Raw genomic sequence first — 20,826 nt, 5'->3', positions numbered from 1 at the left:
TCAAGGGATGGAACGTCCTAGGGTTAGACGTCGCTCGCCGGCGGCAACCAGATTCGAAAGAAGCCTTTATCATGAGTCCCAAATTCCTCCGCATCGCGGTCGTGCTCGGCTTGTTGTCCGCCATCGGCCCCTTCGCCATCGATATGTATCTGCCCGCGCTGCCGTCGATCGGTCAGGATCTGCATGCCGGCACCGCTGCCGTGCAGATGAGCCTGCTGATCTTCTTCCTGTCGATGGGCTTCGGCCAGATCGTCGTCGGGCCGATCTCGGACATGGTCGGTCGCAAGCTGCCGCTCTATGGCGGGCTTGCGCTGTTTATGGTCGGCGGCATCGGTTCGGCCATGGCGCCGACCATCGAATGGCTGATCGCCTTCCGCTTCCTGCAAGGCCTCGGCGCCAGCGCCGGCATGGCGGTGCCGCGCGCCATCGTGCGCGACCTGCACACTGGCACGGAAGCCGCCAAGCTGATGTCCTTGCTGATGCTGGTGTTTTCGGTGTCGCCGATCCTGGCGCCGCTGACCGGCAGCCAGATTATCGAGAACTTTGGTTGGCGCGCCGTGTTCTGGACGGTAACGGGCGCGGCTCTGCTGGCGACCATTCTTTTGGCGACCTCGCTCAAGGAGACGCGGCCGGCGGAAGAACGCGTCGGTTCCTCCTTCGGAACCGCACTCGCCGGCTATCGCTTCCTGATGGGTGACCGCAATTTCCTCGGCCTGGTGGCGATCGCCGGCTTCGGCATTGCCAGCTTCTTCGTCTATCTGTCGAGCTCGTCCTTCATCCTGATCGACCATTACGGGCTGTCGCCATCGGTCTACAGCGTGTTCTTCTCGATCAATGCGGTGGCCTTCATCGGCATGTCGCAGTTGACCGGACTCCTGTCGGAGCGCTTTGGCCTGAAGCGCGTCGTCTGGGTGGCGGTGACCGGCTACGCCACGACCATGGTTGTGCTGTTCGCGGTCATGGCGACCGGCGTCGACAGGCTCGACGTGATGGCGGCGCTGCTCTTCGTCGGCTACGGCTTCCTCGGCCTGGTCATCCCGACGACGTCGGTGCTGGCCATGGAAGAGCATGGCGAGATCGCCGGCACCGCCTCGGCGCTGATGGGCACGCTGCATTTCGCCATCGGCGCGCTGGCCATGGGCGTCGCCGGCATCTTCTTCGACGGCACGCCGCTGCCGATGGTGGCCGGCATCACGCTGTGCGCCGTGATCTCGTTCACGCTGGCCAAGCTGACGCTCGGCCGCTCGCGCGAAGCGATCGAAGCGCCGGCGGAGTAGACAGCCACAGACAAATGAAAAAGGCCGGGTTTTCCCGGCCTTTTTCATTTAAATCCGGTTTCCGCCAGAATGAAGCGTATCCGCTCTTCGACCGGTGCGCGGGGCAGCGGCACCAACTCATAGTTCAACTCGCTGTAGACGCCGACCAGGGCGTTATAGGTGCGCTCGGCCTCGTCGAGCGTCTGCTTTCGCTCTTCGTCCTGGGTGAAGATGTCCGGCCAAAGCGGGGCAATGAAGACGCGGCTGTTGTAGCGGAATTTTGCCGCGGCGTTTGTGACGTGGGCAGGCGTCGGCAGTCCGATCAGCCTGTAATAGCCCAGCGTGTCCGGCACGCCGCGATCGAAGAAGACGGGGCCAGTCAGGTCGCCAGCGGCCTGCCATGAGCGCAGCTCCCAGGACAGCATCAGTTCGGAAAACAGCGCCCTGCCAGGGCAGGGCATTTCCACCGATTGCCAGCTGGTCGCGGATGATGCCGCGCCCGGCTTCGGGCGAGGTGGAGAAGCCGGCGACGCTGAGCGCTTCGATGAGTGTGGTCTTGCCGGAACCGGGACCGCCGGTCAGTACGAAGAAGCGATCGCAGTCGTTTTTCATCTCTTGTTCCATGGAGAAGGGCGCACGCGGCTCGACGGCTTCGCGGCCCATGGCCATGCGAAGTCTGGCCAACGCCAGCCGACGTTGCACGTAGGATATTAAGGGAAGGGGAGAAGTGGAGGTTTCTGTTGCCAGGTACCTCCGAACCCCGCCTAGAAGTGCGAACCTCTAGGGCTTGATTTGAAGCTATCGCACCGCTTACGCGGCGAGACGTGCTTCCGCATAGTTGTCATTTGCAACTACAGGTTTAGCCCGATGACGGTGGTACCATGCCGGGCAAAAGTACGATCTTTACACCTTCGTCGATCCTATTTCGCCCCCAGCAAGAACCGCTTTGTCGTGAAAGCGGCTTTTGGTGGAGGCGCCGGGTACCGCCCCCGGGTCCGAACGGCTTATTACATCGCCCATTTATCGCCATAGTCGGTCAAGCCGACAAAACGAATATAGGGGGCTGGTGCTGAAAATGAAAGGCCGCATTGGCACTTCTTAGCCGTACCAAACTGTGATGCCGAGGGTTGACTTGAGCGCGGTCTCAACCGAAGCTTTGCGGCGGTGAGGAGTAACGACCTAACGCACAGGTTGCGTAGCGCGCCACAGCCCTCATCGATCGGATCCGTGGCGCCGACAGGGGAAGTCTGATGGCCGACTATCTTGCGGACGTGAAGAAATACGACGCCGCGGCAAATGCCGATGTGGTTGCCAAGATTGTGAAGCATCTGGGCATTGCGCTGCGCAACCGCGATTCCTCGCTGGTGTCCTGCACCGACCCCAAGGAGTTGGAGCGCGTCAAGACCAACTGGGTCGCCAAGAAGCTCGGCGTCGCCGACGGCGCCAAGGCGGATGCGTCGATCGAGAAGACCTGCAAGGCGATGGCTGCCGACAACACCAAAAGCCGGGTGACCTTCTACTATCTGGTCGCCAAGGATCTCGGCAAGCTCGGCTCGCTGTAGAGATTATCACTGATAGGCAGAGCGCGCGTTTGATTTGCTCCTGACGGGACGTCAGTGCTGCCCCTCATTGCCCTGCCGGGCATTTCTCCCCGTATAGTGACGGGGAGAAAGGGCTGACCGCAGCCTTGGCACTCGTTCTTCGACATTTGTTATTGGCGAAACCATCGGCGACAGCGCCCCTCTCCCCGTCACTAGACGGGGAGAGGATGCCGGCAGGCAGGTGAGGGGCGGCGCCAACGCTCGAAAAGAGTGGTGGGACAAGCAGCGCTGACGACCTTTGCTGTGTTCGGCCGGTGGCCAGTCAGCTATGATGCTGGCAACCCCGAATCGAGGCGAAGCCGATGCGCCAATATCTCGACCTTTTGCAGCATGTGCTGGACAACGGCGCCGATCGCGGCGACCGCACCGGTACTGGTACGCGTGGGGTGTTCGGCTACCAGATGCGCTTTGATCTCAGCCGCGGCTTTCCGGTCACCACGACCAAGAAGCTGCATCTGAAGTCGATCATCCATGAGCTTTTATGGTTCCTGGCCGGCGACACCAACATCAAATACCTTAGGGATCATGGCGTTTCGATCTGGGACGAGTGGGCCGACGAGAATGGCGACCTCGGCCCGGTCTACGGCAAACAGTGGCGCTCCTGGCCGGATGGTCATGGCGGGTCGATCGACCAGATTGCCAATCTTCTCAAGGAGATACGCAAGAATCCGAATTCGCGGCGTCTGATCGTTTCGGCGTGGAACCCAGCCGAAGTCGAGGCCATGGCGTTGCCGCCCTGCCACTGCCTGTTCCAGTTCTACGTCTCGGAAGGCAAGCTCTCCTGCCAGCTCTATCAGCGCTCGGCCGACATCTTCCTCGGCGTGCCCTTCAACATCGCGTCCTACGCGCTGCTGACCCTGATGGTGGCGCAGGTCACCGGGCTGAAACCCGGCGATTTCATCCATACGCTGGGCGATGCGCATCTCTACTCCAACCATTTCGAGCAGGCGCGCGAGCAATTGCGCCGCACGCCCAAGGCGCTGCCGACGCTGTGGATCAACCCGGAGGTGAAGGACCTGTTCGCCTTCCGCTTCGAGGATTTCCGGCTGGAAAACTATTTTGCTGACGCGTCGATCAAGGCGCCGATTGCGGTATGACGCTAGAAAGGGCCGCGCTCCAGGCGATAGCCAACGCGAAGCTGCACGACGCCGAACTCCTATTTCAAAACGAACGCTATTCGAATGCTTACTACCTATTCGGATATGCGGCAGAAATTGCCATAAAGTCACGAATTTCGAGGCTTTTTCAGTCCGATACCATTCCTGACAAGAAATTCGTTCAAGACATTTACAGCCATGACCTCAACAGGCTTATCGCGTTGGCCGGCTTATCTGCAGACCTTACCGAAAGCCGGACGGCGTCGCCTGTATTCGATGGCCATTGGTCGGCGGTCTCAGATTGGAATGAGGCTTCGCGTTACGATATGATAGATGTGTTTGAGGCGACGGCCATGCGAAACGCCATGGTCGACGAGGAGCAAGGAATATTCAGATGGCTTCAGGAACGTTGGTGAGGACCGACATTGATGCCGGTATCAACTTAATTCGTGCTCTTGATGGAAAGGGATTCGGAGTCGCGGCTGCGCTGTGGTTGTACAACAGCGATGTCGACAATTGGCGTATGATCATCGCCTATCGCGGTCCGCGAAAGGATCTTGAGAAAAAATATCTCGATGCGGCAACCATAGCCGCCGACTGGCGTAAGGCACGTCCGCAAGAACCTATCTTGGATCTCAGCAAGGTGAAGATCACGTCGGCGGACGACCGGCTCATCGCCGGCCTAGGTATCGCCATGCGGGTTGATGGTCTCGGTGAGGTGCGATTTTCTCACAACACCATCAATGGCATCTATGTCGAAGATGCGCTGATCCATAGGCTTGCCGCCTGAACTTTGTAAATTAGGAAACCGCTCAGTCGATGCCGACCATGACGTCCGAGGCCTTGATCACGGCATAGGCCTGCTTGCCCTTTTCGAGCTTGAGATCGGCGACGGCCTCGTTGGTGATCGATGCGGTGACGATCGAGCCGCCGACCTCTATGCGCACATGCGAGGTGGTGGCGCCTTTGACGATCTCAACGATCGTCCCCTTGAGGATGTTGCGGGCGCTGATTTTCATGAGGACTTCCTTTCCAGGGTTTCAGCGCCCGTCATAACCAGAACAATCGATACCGAACAGGCGCTTTCGCAAGGTGGCGGCCTTCCCTTGTTATATTCATCCGGATATATCGATCGACAGGCGTCGAGCCGAGCGGATTTCAAACCCAGGGAGAGTTTTCATGTTGAGGCACACAGGTTTTGGATTGAGGGCGATCGCGATTGGCGGCTTTGCTGCAGCGTTGATGGCCGCGGTGCCGGCGGCTCACGCAGACGACAAGGTGATCGTATTTGCCGCCGCCAGCCTCAAGGACGGGCTCGATGCGGTCAACAAGGCCTGCGAAGCCGATATCGGCGAGGCCGCGACCGTGTCCTACGCCGCGAGCTCGGCACTGGCCAAGCAGATCGAGGGTGGCGCTCCCGCCGACGTCTTCATCTCCGCCGATCTCGACTGGATGAAATATCTCTCCGACAAGAAGCTGACCAAGCCGGACACTGAGGTGAAATTGCTCGGCAACCAGATCGTGCTGGTGGCGCTGAAGGATTCCAAGGTCGAGACCAAGATCGAGAAAGGTTTCGACCTCGCCAAGCTGGTCGGCGACGGCAAGCTCGCCATGGGCGACTTCAAGGCGGTGCCGGCCGGCAAATACGGCAAGGCCGCGCTGGAATCGCTTGGCGTCTGGTCGTCGGTCGAAGGCAAGGTGGCGCAGGCCGAAAATGTGCGCGCGGCACTGAAGCTGGTTTCGACTGGTGAAGCGGCGCTCGGCATCGTCTATGCCACCGACGCGCACGCCGACAAGAACGTCAAGGTGGTCGGCACCTTCCCGGAGGATTCGCACCCGCCGATCATCTACCCCGTTGCCCAGACCGCCGATTCGAAGGACAAGGATACGGCGGCTTTCCTGAAGTGCCTGCAGTCCGCCAAGGCGGCGGAATTGTTCAAGGATCAGGGTTTCACTGTGCTCGCGCCGAGCAATTAAGGTAACGCCTGTCGCATGAACTGGCTGCTGGACCTCACTCCCGACGAATGGAATGCGGTCCGGCTGTCGATCAAGGTGGCGACGGTGGCAATGCTTTTCAGCCTGCCACCGGGCATCCTGATCGCGCTGCTGCTGGCCCGCGGAAAATTCTGGGGCAAGACGCTGCTTAATGGCGTGGTGCATCTGCCGCTGATCCTGCCGCCGGTAGTCACCGGCTATTTGCTGCTGCTCACCTTCGGTAGGCGCGGGCCGGCTGGTGCATTCCTCGCTGAGCATTTCGGCATCGTTTTCTCGTTTCGCTGGACGGGCGCCGCACTCGCCTGCGGCATCATGGGCTTTCCTCTTATGGTGCGGGCGATCCGGCTGTCGATCGAGGCGGTCGACCGCAAGATGGAGGCTGCGGCGGGAACACTCGGCGCCAATCCGCTCTGGGTCTTCGCTACCATCACGTTGCCGCTGATCCTGCCCGGCCTGATCGCCGGCTCCATCCTGTCCTTCGCCAAGGCAATGGGTGAGTTCGGCGCGACCATCACCTTCGTCTCCAACATTCCCAACGAGACGCAGACGCTGCCGTCGGCGATCTACACCTTTACGCAGGTGCCGGGCGGCGACGAGGGCGCATTGCGGCTGACGCTGATCTCGATCGTCATCTCGATGGCCGCGCTGGTCGCCTCGGAGGTGCTGGCGCGGCGTGTCGGCCGGCGGATGGACATCGAATGAGCGTGCTGGTCGACATCAGCCATCGGCTCGGCGATTTCGCCATCGACGCGCGTTTCGAAAGCGCTGGACGGCTGACGGCGCTGTTCGGCCCCTCGGGCTCCGGCAAGACGACGCTGATCAACCTGATTGCCGGCCTGATCCGGCCGGACAAGGGGCGTATCGCGGCAGACGGCCGCGTGCTCGTCGATACCGATGCCGGCATTTTCGTGCCAAAGCACAAGCGCCGGATCGGCATGGTGTTCCAGGATGCGCGGTTGTTTCCGCATATGAGCGTGGCCGGCAATCTGCGCTATGGCCGCTGGTTCACGCCGCCGGCGGAGCGTTACGCTGACATGGCGGCCGTTGTCGAACTGCTCGGCATCGGTCCACTGCTTGACCGGCGGCCAGCAAAGCTGTCGGGCGGCGAGAAGCAGCGCGTGGCGATCGGCCGGGCGCTGCTCGCCAGCCCGAAACTGCTGTTGATGGACGAGCCGCTGGCCTCGCTCGACGATGCGCGCAAGGCCGAGATCCTGCCCTACATCGAAAGGCTTCGCGACGAGACCAAGCTGCCCATCGTCTATGTCAGCCACTCCGTCGCCGAAGTGGCACGGCTGGCCAGCGACGTGGTGGTGATGGCGCAAGGCAAGGTCGCTGCTTCAGGTCCGACCGGCACGATCATGCAGCGGCTCGACCTGTTGCCGGCGGAAGAACGCGGCGAGGGGGGTGCTGTGCTCGACACCAAGGTTCTGCGCCATGACGAGGCTTTTGGTATGACCGTGCTCGGCTCGGCGGCGGGCGAAATCCGGGTGCCGCGGCTGGCTGTCGCGACCGGCGCGCCGGTGCGCATCCGCATCCGCGCCCGCGACGTGATGATCGCCACCGAACGGCCGGCGGGGCTCAGCGCGCTCAACATCCTGCCTGGCATCATCGTCGCGATCAGCCCGGGCGAGGGGCCAACGGTCGAGATCGGCATCGACTGCAATGGCGCAACCGTGCTTGCCCGCATCACTGAACAGTCCAGGCAGGCGCTGAAACTTCATCTCGGCGGCAAGGTGTTCGCGGTGATCAAGACGGTGAGTTTCGACCGCGCCAACACCGGCGCCGGGCTGCCGGCCGAAGCGGATGGCTGATAGCCGCTATATCGTTTTGGAATAGCGCTGTGGGTCGAGAGGGGCTAGTGTGACCGTGGAGGACAAGAGATGCCGTCGCTGAGCCTGCGGATAAATCTCGATCCGGACGGGCGCATAGGTCCGGGCAAGATCGAATTGCTCGAACAGATCGCCACCTTCGGCTCGATCTCGGCCGCCGCGCGCGGCATGGAGATGTCCTACAAGCACGCCTGGGATTTGGTCGAGGACATGAACCGGGTGTTCGGCAAGCCGCTGGTCGCGGCGCAGACCGGCGGCCGCAAAGGTGGCGGTGCGCAACTGACCTCGGTCGGACTGGCGGTGGTCAGCCGTTTTCGCGCCATCGAGCGGGCTGCGGCTGCGGCGGCGGCAACGCATATGGAGGCACTGCAGGCCGAGATTGATGCGGGGTAGGGAGTAGGGACTAGTCGTCTTCTCCTGCCTTGCGCAGCAGATAGGTGTCCATGATCCAGCCCTTTCTCTTGCGGGCTTCTTCGCTCGTCCTCTCAATCTCCTCGCCGACATCGCCTAGGCGGCCTGAAACAATGATTTCGTCCGGCGTGCCGAGATAGGCGCCCCAGTGGATGATCAGATCCTTGTCGGCCAGCGTGTTGAAGGCGCATTTGCCGTCGAGCATGACCACCGCGCTGCCGGCATTTTGCGGCATGCCTTGCTCGGTCAGGCGGCGGCCGGTGGTGATGAGCACGGGGTCGCCGATACGGTTCAGCGCCATTTTGTGGCTGGCGGCGAGCGCCTGGACTGCGGTGATGCCGGGGACGACCTCCAGCTCGAACCCGACATTGCCCCGTAGGCGCACACGCTCAAGAATGCGCAGCGCGCTATCGTAAAGAGAAGGATCGCCCCAGATCAGGAAGGCGCCGCAGCCATTTTCGGCAAGTTCGTCGCGGATCAGGCCTTCATAGATTTCGGCGATGGCCTCGTGCCAGTCGTCGACGGTCGAGCGGTAGGACGGCGCCGGCTCGGCGCGCACCGGGACGTCGAACTCGACGCGGCGCGACTTCGGATTGCTGACGAAGCGGTCGCAGATCTGGCGGCGGAGTTCGGCAAGGTCGTTCTTCTTCGCCCCCTTGTCTGGAATAAACAGGACGTCCGCCCGGTTCAGGCCTTCTATGGCCTGCACGGTCATATGATCGGGATTGCCGGCGCCGATGCCGATGACGAGAAGCTTGCGCATGACGCGAACTCCTGCCCGATCGAAACCTGTTAGTCCAGACCGCCGATTGGCGTGTCCAGACACTGTGGCGTCCCGCCGGGAGACGGAAGGGCTTTGAAACGCCACATTGAAACGGCTAGGGTCGCGGCATTCCTGGCGAGGGGCTTCGATGTTGCGATATGTTCTGACTGTAGCGCTGGCGCTTTCAGCCACGCCCGCACTGGCCAACGATTCGACTGCCGAACTAGGCACCGGTGGCCTGATCCTGTCACGCAGCGATGCGGTGGCGATGCAAAGCGAGGACCTCACCATCTCGCCGGAAAAGGTCACGGTCGACTACGTCTTCCACAACAACACCGACAAGGACGTCGATGCCATCGTCGCCTTCCCGTTGCCTGATATCGAAGGTGACCCGGAGGAAATGCCGGCGATCCCGGAAAACCAGAGCGACAATTTCCTCGGCTTCGAGGTAACGATCGATGGCGCGCCGGTAAAGCCGCAGCTCGAGCAGAAGGTGTTCGCTGTCGGCATCGATATCGGCGCCGATCTGAAGGCGCAGAACGTGCCGTTCAATCCATTCGGCGACGCGGCCAAGGCGGCCCTGGCGAAATTGCCGAAGGCGGTCGCCGAGGATTGGGAGAACCGCGGCATCATCATCGAGGATACGGGCAGCGACGGTACTGAGGCGAACAAGGTCTATACGCCGTGGTGGCAGTTGCGCTCGACCTATTGGTGGCGCTCGACATTTCCGGCCAACAAGGATGTCCATGTCTCGCACCGCTACAAGCCCAGCGTCGGCGGCACGTCATCGGTCAGCTTCTTCTATGACGGCAAGTTCTCCGAGAGCAGCCAATATACAAGCTACAAGACCCGGTTCTGCATGGACGACGCGTTCGAGAATGCCGTGCGCCAGGCCGCCAAGGCCGACGGCTATCCGCATTTTTATGAGAACCGCATTCAATATATCCTGACCACCGGCGGCAATTGGGCGAACGGCAGCATCGGCAAGTTCAAGCTGACCGTCGACAAGGGCAATCCGAAAGCGCTGATTTCGTTCTGCGGCTACAATGTCAAAAAGGTCGGGCCGACGACCTTCGAGACGACGGCGAAGGATTTCTATCCCGAGCACAACATCGACATATTGCTGCTGGTGCCGTCGGATGACAGCGCCGGGGAGGCCAATTGATGGACGTCGCGATCTATGTCGCCATCGCCGAGAACGGCGTCATCGGACGCGAGGGCGGCCTGCCGTGGCGGCTGCCCACCGATCTCAAGCGCTTCAAGGCCGACACGATGGGCAAGCCCGTCATCATGGGCCGCAAGACCTATGAAGGCATCGGCCGGCCGCTGCCGGGCAGATTGAACATTGTGGTGACCCGCGACAAGGCCTGGCGCGCCGAGGGCGTTGAAACAGCAAATTCGCTGGAAGCCGCGATCCAGCTGGCCACGGTGCGCGGGCGTTGCATGAGCGGCGTCGATGAAATCTGCGTCATCGGTGGCGGCGAGATCTATGCGCAGGCGCTGCCGCTCGCCGACCGCCTGCACGTCACCCATGTGCTGGCCAAGGTCGACGGCGATGCGCATTTCCCTGACATCGATCCGGCCAGCTGGCGAATTGTGCGTTCGCAGGATTTTCCAGCTGGTGAAAAGGACAGCCACGCAACGCGCTATACGGTTTACGAGCGCAGCCGGCCCATGACACAGATATCTCCATGACGGCCAACAAGCATCCGCCGCTCGGCACTTTCATGGATTTGCTCGGCACAGAAATACGCTCGCGTATGGGAAATGACCCGGCGCGCGCGGCCGCGCACCGGCGGATTTTCGGTAACGCCGCGATTGAGGCGCCGCAGGGGAGCGGTGAGCAACCCCAGCGTCAGCCGGCTTGTCGTCACCTCGCGGAATGCTTTGCCGAGCTTGAAAAGGTCGGCGGCAATCTCGGCAAGCTCGCGGCCGCGCTGCGCGAGATCGAGCCGCATCTCAGCTGGAACAATCAAAGCGAGCGTCGCAAGTCCGCGGTGCTGGCCGAGAATTACGCCGATTCCTTTATTGTCGGTCCCGACGGCTTCGTCCCGAGCAGCACTATCGAGATCGGAGTCTCGGTCATGGCGCCGCACACGACGTATCCAGATCATCGGCATCCGCCGGAAGAGCTCTACCTTGTCCTGTCTCAAGGGGAATGGCGGCAGAATGCCGAGGCGTGGCATGAGCCCGGGGTCGGCGGCGTCGTCTACAATCCACCTGACATCGTTCATGCCATGCGCGCGGATGCCAGGCCGCTTTTTGCCATTTGGTGCCTTCCCCTCGACAATACGCCGCATTCATAAGGCGACTTATTGGAATTTGCTGCTTGCAGCGGTCCAAATCGGACGGTGCAGTGTCGGATCGCGTTGAAAGCGCATCGCGGCGTCCCTATAGAAGAACAACTGGATTTTGCGCCGCAAGGCCGGCGCTGAGGGAATTCCAAGCGAAAGGACATTCATGCCCTGGAACGACAAGAGCGGTGGCGGCGGCGGCCCATGGGGCGGCGGCGGCAACAATCAGGGGCCCTGGGGGCAGGGACCGAAGGGGCCTAGCGGCCCGCAAGGGTCACCTCCCGATCTCGAGGACATCATCCGCCGCGGCCAGGACCGGCTGCGGCGCGCGTTGCCCGGTGGCGGCGGCGCCAGCCCGGCCGTGTTTGCGCTGATTGCGGCGGTACTGATCGTGCTGTGGGCATTCAAGGCGGTCTACACCGTGCAGCCGGACGAGGTTGCGGTAGAGTTGCGCTTCGGCAAGCCGAAGGCGGAGCTGTCGCAGCCGGGTCTGCATTTCCATTGGTGGCCCGTTGAAACCGTCGAGACGGCCAACATCGCCGAGCAGCTCGTCGATATCGGTGGTGGCGGCGCGACGAGTGGCAACACTTCCGGGCTGATGCTTACCGGCGACCAGAATATCGTCAACGTCCAGTTCTCGGTGGCCTACCAGGTCTCCGATCCAAGAGCCTACCTGTTCGACGTCTCCGATCCCGAAGGCATGCTGCAGCAGGTCGCTGAAAGCGCCATGCGTGAAGCCGTCGGCCGGCGACCGGCCCAGGACATTTTCCGCGACGATCGCCAAGGCATCGCCGCGTCGGTGCGTGAAATCATCCAGACGACGCTGGACGGCTACAAGGCCGGCCTGAACGTCAATGCGGTTTCGATCGAGGACGCGGCGCCGCCGCGTGAAGTGGCGGACGCGTTTGACGAAGTGCAGCGCGCCGAACAGGACGAGGACAAGTTCGTCGAACAGGCCAACCAGTATTCCAACCAGAAGCTCGGCCAGGCGCGCGGTGAGGCCGCACAGGTCCGTGAAGACGCGGCGGCCTACAAGAACCGTGTCGTGCAGGAGGCCGAAGGCGAGGCGCAGCGCTTCATCTCGGTCTATGACGAATACGCCAAGGCCCCCGATGTGACGCGCAAGCGCCTCTATCTGGAAACGATGGAGAAGGTCCTGAAAGACTCCAGCAAGGTCATCGTCGAACAGGGCAATGGGCAAGGGGTCGTCCCCTATTTGCCGCTGCCGGCACTACAGCCGAAGGCGCCGGCGCCCCTTGGCGCCACGACCGGAGGAGCCCAGTGATGGCCAATCGTCTTCCCATCCTCGCCGTCATCGCGGCCGTGCTTCTGTTCCTGCTCTACTCCTCGGTCTTCGTGGTCAACGCGCGCCAGCAGGCGCTCGTGCTGCGGTTCGGCGAGATCGTCGATGTCAAGAATGAACCCGGCATCTATTTCAAGGCGCCTTTCGCCTTCTTCGATGCCGACAGCGTGCAATTGATCGAAAACAGGGTGCTGCGCTTCGATCTCGACAACATCCGCGTCCAGGTTTCGGGCGGCAAGTTCTACGAGGTCGACGCTTTCATCGCTTACCGTATCTCGGATCCGCGCGTGTTCCGCTCCGCCGTGTCCGGTCAGATCACACTGGCCGAAGCCCGGCTGAGGACGCGTCTCGATGCAGCGCTCCGCCGTGTCTACGGTCTGCGCGACTTCGAAGCGGCGCTCTCGGAAGAGCGGGCCGTGATGATGCGCGAAGTGCGCGATCAACTTCGGCCGGACGCGACGTCGCTCGGTCTGCAGATCGAGGATGTGCGCATCCGCCGGACCGACCTGACGGCTGAGGTTTCGCAGCAGACTTTTGACCGCATGAAGGCCGAACGCCTGGCTGAGGCCGAACGGCTGAGAGCGCGCGGCAAAGAGGCCGCGCAGCGCATCACCGCACGCGCCGACCGCGAAGTGGTGGAAATCGTCGCCGAAGCGCGCAAGGAATCGGAAATCCTGCGCGGCGAGGGCGAGGCCCAGCGCAGCGCGACCTTCGCCGATGCCTACAAACGCGATCCGGCCTTCTTCGACTTCTACCGGTCGATGAATGCCTATGGCACGGCGCTGGACAACTCGGGGACGACGATGGTGCTATCGCCGAACTCGGAGTTCTTCCGCTTCTTCCGCAACCCCGACGGCACGGACGCGAAGCCGGCGGCACCTGCGGCTCCGGCGACGGCACCTGCCGCCCCGGCGGCACAACCTGCACCCGCCCAGTAGGGCGGTGCAGGATTTCCTTGCGGCCATAGGCCTGGTCCTCGTCATAGAGGGCCTGGTCTATGGTGGTTTTCCCGGTCTCGCCAAGAAGCTTGCCGGCGAAGTGCTGTCGATGCCGGAGAATGCGCTGAGAGTAGGCGGCCTGGCGGCGATCGCCATCGGTGTCGGCATTGTCTGGCTGGTGCGTGGCTGAGGACCGGTGGTATCAGGTGTAACGGAGGATTTATCCTCCTGATGTGGCCATAGCCGCAAACGTGCCGTATTTCTTGCCAACATGACGCGACGCGGCGTTTGCCGAAGCGCTTTTTCTTTTTAGCAATTCCGGGAGGCTCTCGATGACATCCAACACCCTTCTGCGCGCGGCGCGGCGGACGTTCATCGCAGGTGCCGCGGCACTTATGGTCGGCGCGCTTGCCGTTCCGGCTTTCGTGACGCCGACGGTGGCCGCGGACGGACCGGCTTCGGTCGCTGACCTCGCCGAAGGCCTGCTCGGTGCGGTGGTCAACATCTCGACCTCGCAGACCGTGAAGGGCACGGAAGGTCCAGGCGCGGTGCCGATGCCGCAACTGCCGGAGGGCTCGCCGTTCCAGGACTTCTTCGACGATTTCTTCAAGAACCGTGGCGGCGACAAGGATGGTGGCGCGCAAAAGGTGCAGTCGCTGGGATCGGGCTTCGTGGTCGATGCCGAGCAAGGCATTGTCGTCACCAACAACCACGTGATCGCGGATGCCGACGACATCGAGGTGAATTTCTCCGACGGCGTGACGCTCAAGGCGACGCTGGTGGGCACCGACACCAAGACCGATGTCGCGGTGCTCAAGGTCGACCCGAAGGGCCACAAGCTGACCGCGGTAAAGTTCGGCGATTCCAACAAGATGCGCGTCGGCGACTGGGTGATGGCCATCGGCAATCCGTTCGGCCTCGGCGGTACGGTGACGGTCGGCATCGTCTCGGCGCGCAACCGCGACATCAATTCCGGCCCCTATGACGACTTCATCCAGACCGACGCCGCCATCAACCGCGGCAATTCCGGTGGGCCGCTGTTCAACAGCCTGGGCGAGGTCATCGGCATCAATACCGCGATCATCTCGCCGTCGGGCGGCTCGATCGGCATCGGCTTCTCCATCCCCTCGCAGCTCGCCTCGGGCGTCGTCGACCAGCTGCGCCAGTTCGGCGAAACCCGCCGCGGCTGGCTCGGCGTGCGCATCCAGCCGGTGACTGACGACATTGCCGAAAGCCTCGGCATGGCGACCGCCAAGGGCGCGCTGGTGGCCGGCGTCATCAAGGGCGGACCGGTCGACAACGGCACAATTCTCGCCGGTGACGTCATCATCAAGTTCGACGGCAAGGACATCCATGAAATGCGCGACCTCCCGCGCGTCGTGGCGGAAAGCCCGGTCGGCAAGGCGGTCGACGTGATCATCGTGCGCAAGGGCGTCGAGCAGACGGTGAAGGTGACGCTTGGCCGGCTCGAAGACGGCGAGAAGCTCTCCAGCGGCGAAGACGGCACGACCGACGAGGACAAGGGCGGCGACAAGGAGCCCGCGGTTTCGACGGCTTCGGTGCTCGGCATGACCGTCGGCGAACTCAATGACGAGACGCGGACCAAGTTCGGCATCGCGGCCGATGTTTCGGGCGTGGTCATTACCGACGTCACCAAGGACTCAGCTGCCGCCGAGCGGGGCATCCAGGCCGGCGAGGTGATCACCGAGATTGCCCAGGAATCGGTCGCGACCCCGAAGGACGTGATGGACCGGATCGGCGCGCTGAAGGAACAGGGGCGCAAGAATGCGCTGCTGATGCTGGCGTCCAAGACCGGCGAGTTGCGGTTTGTCACGATCCGGATGGATTGAGTCCGGTCAGGCCTGCAACGATCTGATTTTGAAATGAAAAGGGCGGCTAGTGAGCCGCCCTTTTTCGTGTCTGCCAGTCCTTGCGCGATAGGGCGTACAGGACATGTCGCTTGAGATGCGGGTGGCTGTCAGGGATGGATGGGTGGTCGAAATCGCGAGCCGGGTCGGAGCTCATGCCGAGGCGTTCCATGACCGCGGTCGAGCGGCGGTTGGCGGCGACGGCGAAGGATACGATCTCTTCGCGGTCAAGCGTTTCGAAGCCAAAGGCGAGCCAGGCTTCGGAGGCCTCGGTGACATAGCCCTTGCCCCAGAATTCCGGCGCCAGCCGCCAGCCGATCTCGATCGTATCGGATGGCATGGACGGCACGTGATCGGTCTCTAAGAGGCCGACAAAGCCAATGCATTCGCCCGTCGCGGCAATCTCGGCGGCGGCAAAACCAAAGCCGTCCTCGGCGATCCAGCCCCGAAATTCGTCCATCTTGGCATCCGTCTCGGCGCGGTCGCGGCGAAACGGAAAGAATTCCATCACCTGCTCGTCGGAATTGATGCGATGGAAGAGCTCGCGGTCGCGCTCTTCCCAATTGCGCAGGATCAGGCGTTCGGTGCGCATCGGTTTCATACGACGAATTCCTCCTGCCGGTAGCCTTGCACGTAAAGCAGCGCGGTGAGGTCGCCATGGTCGATGCGGACCTTGGCTTCGGCAGCGACGGTGGGCTTGGCGTGGAGCGCAACACCGGTGCCGGCAAGCCGGATCATGTCGAGGTCGTTGGCGCCGTCGCCGACGGCAATGGCGTCGGCCGGAGTCAGGCCGAGACGGGTCGAAATCTCGTTCAGCGCATCGGCTTTGGCGGCGCGGCCGAGGATCGGTTCGGCGACCAGGCCGGCAAAGCGCCCGTTTTCCTCGATCAGGCGGTTGGCGCGGTTTTCCTGAAAACCGAGCATGTCCGCTATGCGGCTGGTAAACACGTCGAAGCCGCCGGAGACGAGTGCCGTCCAGGCGCCATTGGCCCGCATCGTCTGCACCAGGGCGCGGCCGCCCGACGCCAGCGTTAGGCGGTTGGCGATAATGCGGTCGACAACCGCGGTATCGAGGCCTTTCAGCAATGCCACGCGTTCGCGCAGCGCTGGCTCGAAGGCGATCTCGCCATTCATCGAGCGCGCCGTGATGGCGGCAACGCGATCCTTGACGCCGATCTCGTCGGCGAGTTCGTCGATGCATTCCTGGTCGATCATGGTCGAATCCATGTCGGCGAGCAGGATTGTCTTGCGGCGCGTTTCAGCCTGCTGAACGATCACGTCGACTGGTTCGGAGGCAAGCACGGCGCGCAAAGCGGCACTTGCCTCAGCGGCTGCCGCCCCTTCAGCTAGCACCAGATCGCAGGCGACGCCTTCGCCCAGCCAGTGAACAGCGCTTGCGCCGACCGACCGTGAGGCCATATTCGCAAGCGAGGCCGAGACAGCGCGGCTGACGGGGTGGGACACAAGCGTGGCAATGAGCGGCATCGAGACTTCCGGCGGGCAGGCGGGCGAGGGCCGCGTGAAGAACGCGATCCTGATAGCCGGGCCAACCGCCAGCGGCAAGTCGGCGCTGGCGCTCGATCTCGCCGAGCGCAAGGGCGGTGTCATCGTCAACACCGATTCCATGCAGGGCTATTCGGTGCTCGATGTGCTGACGGCACGGCCGAGTGCAGCCGATCTCACCCGCGCGCCGCACTTTCTCTACGGCCACGTGCATCCCTCCACCGCCTATTCCACAGGCGCCTGGCTGCGCGACGTAATGAAGCTGATCGACGACGGTACGCTTGCCCGGCGGCCCGATGGCGCTGGCTTCGAACGGCCGGTGATTTTCGTCGGCGGCACCGGGCTCTATTTTCGCGCGCTTGCCGAGGGCATTTCGGAAATGCCCGACATTCCGCAGCAGGTGCGCGACCGCTGGCGCTGCGAACTCAAGGAGCAAGGCGCGGCCAAGCTGCACCGCATCCTGATGCACGAGGATTCCGCGGTTGCCATGCAGCTGAAGCCGACCGACGGCCAGCGCATCGTGCGCGCGCTCGAGGTGCTTGACGCATCCGGCCGCTCCATTCTCGAATGGCAAGCGGCGCGCGGCCGGCCGCTGATCGACCGCGACAGTGCGCGTTTCTTCGTCATCGAACCGGACCGCGCGGCCCTTGTCGAGCGGATCGAGCGCCGGTTCGATCGTATGCTCGATCTTGGCGCTCTCGATGAAGTCAAACGGCTTGTGGCGCTTGGCCTCGATCCTGATTTGCCGGCGATGAAGGCGATCGGCGTTCGCGAACTCTCGGCCGCGATGGCTGATGACATCAGCTTTCCCGAGGCCATCGAGCGCTGCAAGGCGGCGACGCGGCAATATGCCAAACGGCAAACGACGTGGTTTCGCCATCAACTGGGCCCAGAATGGCTGAGATTGCAGCCCGGCGACGACCCGAACAAAGCGTTTTGATTTTCCTGTTGCTAATGCAATTACAGAAACAGGAGCTGAAATGAACATTCCCGTTCCGGTTGTCTGGATTAACAGTCCGTAAGGCGCCGGCATGCCATAAATCAGGCGGGTACTTTTCCAACGGGGAGCAGATGCGTTTCCACAAGGCGGAATCCGCATTTTTCGTCTTTATTTTCGTGATCCTCGCCGCAGGCCTGGTGACGCTTCACGCCTATGGTCTTTTGCAGGGCATTGCCGCCGACATGGATACGGCTTCCCGCATCGAGAGGATCGTCTACCTTAACAGGCTGCTGTTCATCACCGGCGTGCTTCTGGCGACGGCGCTTTTCTTCGGCGTATTCTTCATCTACCCGCTGATCCGCAGCCAGGCGACGGAAGAGGGCAAGCTGCGGGCGATGACGGTGTCGCTCAGTGCCCGTTCGGAAACATTGCAGCATGCGGCGCTGACCGATGGTCTCACCGGCATGCAGAACCGGCGCTATTTCGACGATGCGCTGAAGGAATATCTCGAGGAATTCCGCCGCATCGAAAAGCCTGTCGGGCTGATGATCCTCGACCTCGATCATTTCAAGCAGGTCAACGACACACATGGCCACGATGTCGGCGACGAGGTGCTGCGGGCGGTCGCCAATTGCCTCAAAGGCATGACGCGCTATCATGACGTGGTGGCGCGGCTCGGCGGCGAGGAGTTTGCCGTGGTCACGCCCAACATGGACGCCGAGCTGCTGGGGAAATTCGCCGAACGCATCCGTAAGGCAATTGCCAACATGTCGGTGCTGTCGGGCAATGTCCGCCTCAAGATCACCACCAGCGTCGGCCTGGCTGTATGGGACCGCAAGGAAACGGCCGAGGAATTTTACCGCCGCGCCGACCGCCAGCTTTATGAGGCGAAGAGGCAGGGCCGCAACCGCGTCTGCGCCTGAAATCCCGACATTAAATTCGTGAGGCTGGCCGCCTGGCGCCGTTTTCCGCGCTTCCGGTGCTCACGGACTAATGTCCGCTCCGCTCCGGTTCTCGAAAACGACGCCATCCGACTCAGCCTGACGAATTTTCTGACGGGATTTGGCCAAAGGGGCCAACGCCGCCCAGGCTTCGACGCCGGCGCGGCTTTTCAATCGGCGGTAGAAGGACGTTACGCTGAAGCTCAGTCGCTTTGCGAGCGCATGCCGAAGGTGGCTGGCTTGAGGCCGTAGCGCATGTCGAAATCGTCGTCGGGCTGGACGCGCGGTGCGGTGGCCGGCTTGCGGTAATCGGGATCGCCGGCCTGGCGGCCGGAATCCACCGCCTCGGCGAAGGCCATCTGCTGCTGCGTTTTCGGCACGTTGCGCAGCCGTTCGACGATGGCCGCGAGATCGACGTCGTTGCCGTCCAGCGAGAACTCATCCTGCTCTCGCTTGGCGGTGCCGGGGATCAGGTTCTCCGCCAGTTTTTCGAATTTCAGCCGCATGGTCGTCGCCACGCCTTCACCGAAGGCGATGGCTTCGCGCTGGCCCATGGACGACAGGAAGGCCAGCGTCGAGGCCGAGGAATCGGCGATCGCCGAGCGGATGATTGCCTGGTCCTGCTCGTTGGCCAGCCGCATGGCGAAGAAGGTCGAGCACTGCGACAGGATGGTTGGATCGAGCTCGCCCGGGCGCTGGGTGACGACGCCGAGATAGCAGCCATATTTGCGGCCTTCCTTGGCGATGCGCGACAAAGCATGCCTGGTCGGCGCGAAGCCGAGGCGTGGATCGGCCGGCATGTATCGGTGCGCTTCCTCGCACAGCAGCAAAAGTTTCAGCCGGCCGTCGCTCCACAGAGCAAGGTCGAAGGCGAGCCGTGCCAGCACCGAGCAGACGGAGTTGACCACTTCGGACGGCATGCCGGCCATCTCGAAGCAGGTCACCGGGCGGCCATGATGCGGCACCCGGAAAATGTTGCCGATCGTCTCGTGGATCGTGTCCTCGATCAATCGCGAATTGAACATGAAGCGATAGCGCGGGTCGGACGCAGCAGACTCGATGCGCGTCTTCAGCGATTTCAGCGTCGGACGGTCGTTCTTGCTTTCCAGGAGGCCCATGCGCTCGTCTATCTGCTTGATGAGATCGACCATGCGGTAGGGCACCGGCGTGTCGGCGGTCAGCGCATCGCTGCCGCGCCGCACATAGCTGCCGGAATTCGGGTTGCGATAGAGGTTCTTGGCAGCGGGGATCAGGTCACGCAGGACATCGACTTCTTCCGGCACGACCTCGCGGCCGCGAAACAGCACTTCTGCGAACTCCTCCAGCCTGAACATCCAGAACGGCAGATCAAGCGTCTTGGAATCGACCCGGACGCAGAATTCCGGCAGCGACGCCGCGAATTCATTGTGCGGATCGAGGATCAGGATGCGCAGATCCGGCCGGGCGGCGATCGATTTGCGCAAGAGCAGCGAGACGGCGGTGGATTTACCGACGCCGGTCGTGCCGACAATGGCGAAGTGACGCGCCAGCGTGTCGTCGATGGCGATGTTGGCGTCGATCGCCTCATCCTGCGACAGCGTGCCGATGGTGATCGAGTGACGCCCGGCAAGGTCGTAGACCGCCCGCAGGTCGCGGCTGCGGATGCGGTGGGCAATGGCGCCGATATGCGGATAGGTCGTGATGCCGCGGTCGAAGATCGGGCGGTCGCCGGGCTCGGCGCCGTCGCGCACCTCGCCGATCAGTTCGACGCTGACCTCGATCGGATTCTGCCCCTCATTGCTCCAGGCGCGATCCGACTTGCCGATCTCATAGACCAGGCCAACGGTGCGCGATGTCCCGAGGTTGATGGAAATCATCTTGCCGACCGTCCACAGGCCGGTGACCGCGCCTTCGATGTCGTCGGCATAGGCGCTGATGGTGGCGCGTGCGCCGTCGCACTGCACGACATTGCCCAGAATACGCTTGTCGTTCTGCTCGGCGCGGCGACGCTCCTGCGAGGTCGGTTCTCCAACGGAGGCTTCGCGCTCGACAAACATACAGTTCGATCCCCATTCCCGTGGAGCGTCGACCCTACACAAACGGGGTTA

At 62.5% G+C, this 20,826-nt stretch carries 23 protein-coding genes, 1 other RNA gene and 1 pseudogene; 18 read left to right on the top strand and 7 right to left on the bottom strand.

What is annotated here, in order from left to right:
- The first annotated feature begins 71 nt into the window (after nt 1-71).
- The gene (locus AC1DYO_RS07115) at nt 72-1,277 is read left to right on the top strand and encodes a multidrug effflux MFS transporter (protein ID WP_477261678.1); all 1,206 of its coding nucleotides are present in this window, start codon (nt 72-74) and stop codon (nt 1,275-1,277) included.
- 44 nt (nt 1,278-1,321) lie between these two features.
- On the opposite strand, the pseudogene AC1DYO_RS07110 reads toward AC1DYO_RS07115, so the two are convergent.
- Together AC1DYO_RS07110 and ssrA are read right to left on the bottom strand one after the other, a co-directional pair.
- A pseudogene (locus tag AC1DYO_RS07110) lies at nt 1,322-1,868 on the bottom strand (AAA family ATPase).
- Between the two features lie 114 nt (nt 1,869-1,982).
- Nucleotides 1,983-2,341: a transfer-messenger RNA gene (gene ssrA / locus AC1DYO_RS07105) on the bottom strand.
- Between the two features lie 165 nt (nt 2,342-2,506).
- Here ssrA and AC1DYO_RS07100 point away from each other — a divergent pair.
- The 4 genes from AC1DYO_RS07100 (at nt 2,507) to AC1DYO_RS07085 (ending at nt 4,744) form a co-directional block, all read left to right on the top strand.
- Nucleotides 2,507-2,818 carry a DUF2853 family protein gene (locus AC1DYO_RS07100; RefSeq protein ID WP_181055808.1) on the top strand — a complete coding sequence of 104 codons (312 nt, stop codon included), beginning with the start codon at nt 2,507-2,509 and terminating at the stop codon, nt 2,816-2,818.
- 341 nt (nt 2,819-3,159) lie between these two features.
- The gene (locus tag AC1DYO_RS07095) at nt 3,160-3,954 is read left to right on the top strand and encodes a thymidylate synthase (RefSeq protein WP_477261676.1); all 795 of its coding nucleotides are present in this window, start codon (nt 3,160-3,162) and stop codon (nt 3,952-3,954) included.
- Nucleotides 3,951-4,370, top strand: coding sequence for a hypothetical protein (locus tag AC1DYO_RS07090; RefSeq protein ID WP_477261674.1), 420 nt, complete (start codon nt 3,951-3,953; stop codon nt 4,368-4,370). The genes AC1DYO_RS07095 and AC1DYO_RS07090 overlap by 4 nt, the downstream gene beginning before the upstream one ends.
- A complete protein-coding gene (locus tag AC1DYO_RS07085) occupies nt 4,367-4,744 on the top strand; it encodes a hypothetical protein (RefSeq protein ID WP_477261672.1) in 378 nt (125 codons plus the stop codon). Before AC1DYO_RS07090 ends, AC1DYO_RS07085 begins: the two co-directional genes overlap by 4 nt.
- A gap of 22 nt (nt 4,745-4,766) precedes the next feature.
- On the opposite strand, the gene AC1DYO_RS07080 is transcribed toward AC1DYO_RS07085, so the two are convergent.
- The gene (locus AC1DYO_RS07080) at nt 4,767-4,973 is read right to left on the bottom strand and encodes a TOBE domain-containing protein (protein WP_477261670.1); all 207 of its coding nucleotides are present in this window, start codon (nt 4,971-4,973) and stop codon (nt 4,767-4,769) included.
- A gap of 160 nt (nt 4,974-5,133) precedes the next feature.
- Here AC1DYO_RS07080 and modA point away from each other — a divergent pair, with 160 nt between their 5' ends.
- The 4 genes from modA (at nt 5,134) to AC1DYO_RS07060 (ending at nt 8,171) form a co-directional block, all read left to right on the top strand.
- The gene (gene modA, locus AC1DYO_RS07075) at nt 5,134-5,931 is read left to right on the top strand and encodes a molybdate ABC transporter substrate-binding protein (protein WP_477261668.1); all 798 of its coding nucleotides are present in this window, start codon (nt 5,134-5,136) and stop codon (nt 5,929-5,931) included.
- A 15-nt stretch (nt 5,932-5,946) separates the two neighbouring features.
- Nucleotides 5,947-6,651, top strand: a complete 705-nt coding sequence (gene modB, locus AC1DYO_RS07070; RefSeq protein ID WP_477261666.1) for a molybdate ABC transporter permease subunit — start codon at nt 5,947-5,949, stop codon at nt 6,649-6,651.
- Nucleotides 6,648-7,760: a molybdenum ABC transporter ATP-binding protein gene (gene modC / locus AC1DYO_RS07065; protein WP_477261664.1), complete on the top strand. Its 1,113-nt coding sequence runs from the start codon at nt 6,648-6,650 to the stop codon at nt 7,758-7,760. The genes modB and modC overlap by 4 nt, the downstream gene beginning before the upstream one ends.
- A gap of 69 nt (nt 7,761-7,829) precedes the next feature.
- A complete protein-coding gene (locus AC1DYO_RS07060; protein WP_112560439.1) occupies nt 7,830-8,171 on the top strand; it encodes a winged helix-turn-helix domain-containing protein in 342 nt (113 codons plus the stop codon).
- A gap of 10 nt (nt 8,172-8,181) precedes the next feature.
- Here AC1DYO_RS07060 and cobF read toward each other — a convergent pair whose 3' ends face one another.
- Nucleotides 8,182-8,952, bottom strand: coding sequence for a precorrin-6A synthase (deacetylating) (cobF, locus tag AC1DYO_RS07055; protein ID WP_477261662.1), 771 nt, complete (start codon nt 8,950-8,952; stop codon nt 8,182-8,184).
- Nucleotides 8,953-9,100: 148 nt separating this feature from the next.
- Here cobF and AC1DYO_RS07050 point away from each other — a divergent pair, with 148 nt between their 5' ends.
- From AC1DYO_RS07050 to AC1DYO_RS07020, 7 genes are all read left to right on the top strand, one after another.
- Entirely contained in the window at nt 9,101-10,117 is a 1,017-nt protein-coding gene (locus AC1DYO_RS07050) for a DUF4424 domain-containing protein (RefSeq protein ID WP_477261660.1), read from the top strand.
- Nucleotides 10,117-10,647: a dihydrofolate reductase gene (locus AC1DYO_RS07045; protein ID WP_477261658.1), complete on the top strand. Its 531-nt coding sequence runs from the start codon at nt 10,117-10,119 to the stop codon at nt 10,645-10,647. Before AC1DYO_RS07050 ends, AC1DYO_RS07045 begins: the two co-directional genes overlap by 1 nt.
- The gene (locus AC1DYO_RS07040; RefSeq protein WP_477261656.1) at nt 10,644-11,258 is read left to right on the top strand and encodes a dimethylsulfonioproprionate lyase family protein; all 615 of its coding nucleotides are present in this window, start codon (nt 10,644-10,646) and stop codon (nt 11,256-11,258) included. The genes AC1DYO_RS07045 and AC1DYO_RS07040 overlap by 4 nt, the downstream gene beginning before the upstream one ends.
- Nucleotides 11,259-11,412: 154 nt before the next feature.
- Nucleotides 11,413-12,531 carry an FtsH protease activity modulator HflK gene (hflK, locus tag AC1DYO_RS07035; protein ID WP_477261654.1) on the top strand — a complete coding sequence of 373 codons (1,119 nt, stop codon included), beginning with the start codon at nt 11,413-11,415 and terminating at the stop codon, nt 12,529-12,531.
- Nucleotides 12,531-13,487 (top strand): protease modulator HflC, encoded by a 957-nt coding sequence (gene hflC / locus AC1DYO_RS07030; protein ID WP_477261652.1) that lies wholly within the window; start codon nt 12,531-12,533, stop codon nt 13,485-13,487. The genes hflK and hflC overlap by 1 nt, the downstream gene beginning before the upstream one ends.
- 4 nt (nt 13,488-13,491) lie before the next feature.
- A complete protein-coding gene (locus AC1DYO_RS07025) occupies nt 13,492-13,677 on the top strand; it encodes a DUF2065 domain-containing protein (RefSeq protein ID WP_477261650.1) in 186 nt (61 codons plus the stop codon).
- A 142-nt stretch (nt 13,678-13,819) separates the two neighbouring features.
- Nucleotides 13,820-15,337 (top strand): DegQ family serine endoprotease, encoded by a 1,518-nt coding sequence (locus tag AC1DYO_RS07020; RefSeq protein WP_477261648.1) that lies wholly within the window; start codon nt 13,820-13,822, stop codon nt 15,335-15,337.
- 46 nt (nt 15,338-15,383) lie between these two features.
- Here the strand turns inward: AC1DYO_RS07020 and AC1DYO_RS07015 are convergent, their stop codons facing one another.
- Together AC1DYO_RS07015 and serB are read right to left on the bottom strand one after the other, a co-directional pair.
- On the bottom strand, nt 15,384-15,956 hold the full coding sequence (locus tag AC1DYO_RS07015) for a GNAT family N-acetyltransferase (RefSeq protein WP_477261646.1): 573 nt from the start codon (nt 15,954-15,956) through the stop codon (nt 15,384-15,386).
- Complete coding sequence (gene serB, locus AC1DYO_RS07010) at nt 15,953-16,840, bottom strand: phosphoserine phosphatase SerB (protein ID WP_477261644.1); 888 nt, start codon at nt 16,838-16,840, stop codon at nt 15,953-15,955. The genes AC1DYO_RS07015 and serB overlap by 4 nt, the downstream gene beginning before the upstream one ends.
- Between serB and miaA the strand changes: the two genes are divergently transcribed.
- Nucleotides 16,830-17,798: a tRNA (adenosine(37)-N6)-dimethylallyltransferase MiaA gene (gene miaA, locus AC1DYO_RS07005; protein ID WP_477261643.1), complete on the top strand. Its 969-nt coding sequence runs from the start codon at nt 16,830-16,832 to the stop codon at nt 17,796-17,798. The two genes, serB and miaA, sit on opposite strands and share 11 nt — an antisense overlap.
- Nucleotides 17,799-17,929: 131 nt before the next feature.
- Nucleotides 17,930-18,721: a GGDEF domain-containing protein gene (locus tag AC1DYO_RS07000; protein ID WP_454589648.1), complete on the top strand. Its 792-nt coding sequence runs from the start codon at nt 17,930-17,932 to the stop codon at nt 18,719-18,721.
- A 221-nt stretch (nt 18,722-18,942) separates the two neighbouring features.
- On the opposite strand, the gene AC1DYO_RS06995 is transcribed toward AC1DYO_RS07000, so the two are convergent.
- A complete protein-coding gene (locus AC1DYO_RS06995; protein ID WP_477261640.1) occupies nt 18,943-20,775 on the bottom strand; it encodes an ATP-binding protein in 1,833 nt (610 codons plus the stop codon).
- Between the last annotated feature and the right edge of the window lie 51 nt (nt 20,776-20,826).

The organism is Mesorhizobium sp. P2_F5 (genome assembly GCF_056403715.1).
Note: the sequence above shows the minus strand (reverse complement) of the source record. Positions and strands in the feature narration are given on the sequence as shown.